Consider the following 4,763-nt stretch of genomic DNA (forward strand, 5'->3'; position numbering starts at 1 on the left):
TGTAAAGCTGACTGTTCCGTGCAACATATAAAAAGTTATCTTGAATCCCTTTCTTTTCTTTATCTTGTTTATATGCCGCTTCCGCTTCGGCTTTAAATTGGTCGATGTTGTCATAGGTAAAGATAAATTTTGGTTTTAAAAGAACAAAAAACAACCGCACTTTATAAAAAGTGCGGTTGATATCGTGATTAATTTAGATCAACTGAATCTGCTTTGATCCACATATTGATTTCTTTTTTTCCTTTGTAGTTGATGAAATACCATTTTTCTCCATATTCATCGATTTTCTCATCTAGAATAGAAACTTTATCTCCCTTAACTAAATACATATTACTCTTTTTATCCAAACTATAATAAAGATATGATTTTACTTTTACATTAGGTATCAATTTAATTTGACCACGGTAGATATTTGAATCAAGAATATTTCCGTTTTTAGAATATAATTTTCTAAGTTCATAACCATTATCAATGGCATAATTTTCCTCACATAAATATCCACTTGATTGAAAACAATATGTTTTCTCTTTTATAGAATATCCGTCCTTATAATATATTTTAGTTTTTTTATTATCCAATATTTCATACCCTTTAATCTCTGAAAATAAAGGATGGGATTCTAATTTATTACATTCCAGTTTTAATACTACATATTCAGTATCATGAGAAGGATCACTATCAACCCTCAATATAATTTCTTTCTTACCATCAAAATCCAAGTCAGAATATTTTACATTATTAACCTTATTATCCATCTCAAGAGCCTCATAGGAAAATAGAACTTTATTATTGTGATAAATATTAAGTTTAGTAACATCACTATCAACACTAAACTTATCATCTAAGCGAACTGATATGTCATCGATAGAAATACAATTCTTTGATTGAGCAAAGAATGAACAAGAAATCAATAAGATACTTAATAATTTATTCATAAATTAAACTCCAAGTGCTTCTCTAGCAATATTGGTTCTTTCAATCCTTTTTTTCATATGATTAGGTTCTTTGGGTTTATCTGGATAATAAGGCTCTCTCTGCTTTTGCCATCCATTAACTTTTACAGATACCCAAAAGTAATCTTCATTTCTAACATACTTTTGAATAGCTGTACTTTTTTCCCCTTTAAACCAATACCAAAATCCAGCTAAAACATTTAGCTCTAAGTTATAAGCAATTTGATCTGCCTTTTCTGTTGATGATATTACATCTAGATCTTCATATCCATGAAAGTTTGTTCTTGCATAATGCTGAAATTTAGTATAATTATGTCTACCAGTTAATTGTATTAAACCTCTTCCTTTAAATCTTGCACCATCACCTTTTTCTTTATTACCCAAATCGGCTCGCCCTTCATAACTTTTTGTAAAATATGAGTAACTTCCATTTTCTTCTTTATATTTTAAATCTTCCGTTTCTGCAGAAGTCTGCCCAAGGAAAAAGGCTAAACTCTTAATATCTTTAATACCAAAAATCCATATCGCATTATTTATCGGGTAGTAATAGTCATCAATATCCTTTTCTTTTGCATTTTTAAAAATTTTTCTTAGCATATCTTTACTTAAAATTTCCCAAGAATTAGAGAACCACCCAATCACCCCCAACGGATGCATATAATACGCCTGCTTGTCGCTATTAAATCCGTCCACCTCTAATTTGATAGATAAATCTTCTACCCGTTTTTCTATTCCGGAAGCTACGTCGTTCTTCCCGTTATCCCGATAAATATCACACACTTGTTTAAAATCGGCTGACTTCGTCTTCTTCCACTCGCTGTCATGTTTGGCAATAATACCCGTCAACCTTCTTTGTTGTATCGGATTTAATAATAAATCCTTGAGCTTGCCCGCTTCAAATTTTATCGGTGTACCTTTATCCGCTTCTAAATTTAGCTCCGTCATTATCGCCTTAAACATCGGGTCTAATTCGTTTTTCTGCTCAATCGTCAACTCACTTTCTGGGTCGATAGCCCGATGTAAAGGGTGCTTGAATATGCAAAGCCCGTTACCCGCTTGAGTAAACACATTAACACCCGGAAATAACACTCCGTGGGTTACATGGCTGTCATCCACATAAATCCCGCTGTCTTTATTGTTTTGTTGTTGCTGATAAAGATATGGCTGTACATTGTAATAGGTTTTTGTTTGCTTTGGATTTTGTTTATCTTTTACGCTTTGCTTTTCCACATCGGCAAGCGGTACCATCATTTCAACTTGACTTTGTTCCAGTTCAAACGTCTCATCGTTCATTATGCTGTAAAGCTGACTGTTCCGTGCAACATATAAAAAGTTATCTTGAATCCCTTTCTTTTCTTTATCTTGTTTATATGCCGCTTCTACTTTTTCTTTAAATTGCTCAATATCGTCATAGGTAAAGATAAGTTTTGGTTTTAAAAGAACAAAAAAATAACCGCACTTTATAAAAAGTGCGGTCGATATCATGGTTAATTTAGATCAACTGAATCAGCTTTAATCCACATATTAATTTCTTTTTTTCCTTTGTAGTTTATAAAATACCACTCGTCTTTATTATCAATATATCTATTGAATATTTTTACTTTATCTCCTTTAATTAAGTATTTATTACTATATTTACTTGGTTGATTATAAAGCACTGCTTTATCTTTTTTTATAGACACATCATCTGGTAAGATCAGTGTATCCATCTTACAGAAGCCATCATTAGAATTTTCTTTAGTTAAAATGTTTCCTGTAGCTAAATCTAATACTGAACAGTAATACTCTACATGTTTTTTAGGTTTTTCTTCCGGCGTATTTACATAGCCAATTAGATCATAGTTTAAAACAAGGAAGCCATTATTATAATTGTTGTCAAAGGATTTACCCCATGATATAGAACTAAAATCATTACAGTTAACACTTAAGTTAAAACCATAATTAAAGAAAATCAATCGATCTGAAACAGGTATACTTTTTAATGTTTTTTATCAAGAATGTTTAATTTTTCACAATTATTAATATAACCTAAAGATAATTGATAAATATCATTTTCAGATAAAATTTGTTTATTCTCTAATGAAATGACAGAAGATGAGAAACAATAAAAATATTACTAGTTTTTTCATAATTTCTTTTTCATATTTATTGTGTAGAGTCCCCAAGTATCTAGGTTATTACTTACATTGGGATTTTTAGAAAAGAAATAGTCTAGCGCTATACCAAAATAATTCCATCATTCTTCTCAAAAAATTGACTACCTACTAAACTCTAAAAATTTAGTATGTAAACTTAAATATTCAATATCATTAGCATTAATCCAGGCGATTATATCTTTTTTACCGTGAAAATAAATTTGATACTATTTTTTCTTTGTTAATGGATCTTGTTTAGCATCAAGTATTAAAACTTTATCACGTTGGACTAGATACATATTGGTTTTACGGTAATTATTATCATAAATATAAGTTTTTTTCTTAACATACCCCATTGATACCAGTTTATTTCCTTTCTCACTTATATCTTGAAACAAACTACGTTTTAACGGTATTAATATATTGGAATCGACTGTAAAATCTTCCGATATATCATCAGGACTATTGGTCTCTAACATATATTCATATTTTGACAAAAACCAATTATGTGCTAAACCATCATATTTATAATAGTATCCGTTATAAATACCTCTAGGACTACATTCAACTCTTAGTTCATTCTTATTTGTAAAATTCATAGAAAAATAACTGCATTCGTTATTATCTTTAACTTGAACAATATTTTTTATTTTTTCTACCTCTTTTCCCGAAATATAGATTATACATTGATAATCTTCATTAAAAGTACTATTACTACACTCAATAGAATCTTTAACACCATCATTATTTACATCTCCTGTATTTGTAATACCAGACATAGTTGACACTGCATAAAGATTATAAGAAAAAAGAATGCATAGAAAAAAACATATTATTCGTCTAATCATCATAGCTTTCAAATTTTGCTTTATGTTTCTTACCATAGCCTTTATTCTTCACGCTACTAGTTGAAAAATTATATTTACCAAGTTCTTTTAATAAATTTAGATTTGGACAATTTTTTATATTATTATTTTTAATAATTTTTTTAGCTCAATTAATTCGAGTTTCAAAATCATTAAAACCTCCATTAACACCTATATTTATCACGTATATATCATCGTTATCTGCTGGAATATTCAAGTCCCCCCAGACACTTCCATATCTCCAATACCAACCAGCTGAATCTACAGCTAAAAATAGCTTTTCTCCAACTAGAGAATGAAAACTGTTTTTTCGATTAGCCATATCTTCAAGTTTAGTTATTGGAGATATTACAGTTTTATAATATTCAGGATCTGATCTAGTATATTTAAAATAGCTAAGATAATTTTTTCTCCAAGTTAATTGCATTAATCCTCTACCTTTATATCGTGGACCATCTCCTACTTCAGTATTTTGATTTTTTATTGCACTAGGATGTTTACCAAGATCATAGTCTGCACCACTAGCAAACTCAACTGTCGTTGTTAAATGTGCTGATTCAAGATAAACCTGAGTTAAAAAATGAATCTTTCTAATACATGTATTAATTTCATATTTCTTAAATGTATTATTTAATATTTCAGTTAATTTTTCATAACTTTTTTCTTTATCCTCTAAAGGACATTTTTTATGAATAAATAATTTATATGATTTAGAACTGCTTAAAGAAGATACAATATTCTTTACTTCCTCAACCGTAAAATCCCGATGACAAAAACACGTTGAATAAGGCATCAACCACCCAATCACC

General features: G+C 29.5%; 5 protein-coding genes. All 5 read right to left on the bottom strand.

The window, feature by feature from the left end; translation table 11 throughout:
- Positions 1 to 188: 188 nt before the first annotated feature.
- On the bottom strand, positions 189 to 935 hold the full coding sequence (locus BKL49_RS11170) for a hypothetical protein (protein WP_077425476.1): 747 nt from the start codon (positions 933 to 935) through the stop codon (positions 189 to 191).
- A 3-nt stretch (positions 936 to 938) separates the two neighbouring features.
- Entirely contained in the window at positions 939 to 2,438 is a 1,500-nt protein-coding gene (locus BKL49_RS12750; protein ID WP_244152001.1) for a glycoside hydrolase family 19 protein, read from the bottom strand.
- A 2-nt stretch (positions 2,439 to 2,440) separates the two neighbouring features.
- Positions 2,441 to 2,908: a hypothetical protein gene (locus tag BKL49_RS12755; protein WP_244152002.1), complete on the bottom strand. Its 468-nt coding sequence runs from the start codon at positions 2,906 to 2,908 to the stop codon at positions 2,441 to 2,443.
- 407 nt (positions 2,909 to 3,315) lie between these two features.
- Positions 3,316 to 3,867 (bottom strand): hypothetical protein, encoded by a 552-nt coding sequence (locus BKL49_RS11190; RefSeq protein ID WP_143530846.1) that lies wholly within the window; start codon positions 3,865 to 3,867, stop codon positions 3,316 to 3,318.
- A 214-nt stretch (positions 3,868 to 4,081) separates the two neighbouring features.
- A partial coding sequence (locus BKL49_RS12385) for a glycoside hydrolase family 19 protein (protein ID WP_425271889.1) occupies positions 4,082 to 4,763 on the bottom strand: 682 nt, incomplete at its 5' end.

The organism is Rodentibacter myodis, assembly GCF_001999305.1.
GTDB classification, from domain to species: Bacteria; Pseudomonadota; Gammaproteobacteria; order Enterobacterales; family Pasteurellaceae; genus Rodentibacter; species Rodentibacter myodis.

Coding starts and splice junctions, on each gene's coding strand:
- BKL49_RS11190 (WP_143530846.1), bottom strand. CDS start 3,867: ATGTCTGGTATTACAAATACAGGAGATGTAAATAATGATGGTGTTAAA.
- BKL49_RS11170 (WP_077425476.1), bottom strand. CDS start 935: ATGAATAAATTATTAAGTATCTTATTGATTTCTTGTTCATTCTTTGCT.
- BKL49_RS12750 (WP_244152001.1), bottom strand. CDS start 2,438: ATGATATCGACCGCACTTTTTATAAAGTGCGGTTATTTTTTTGTTCTT.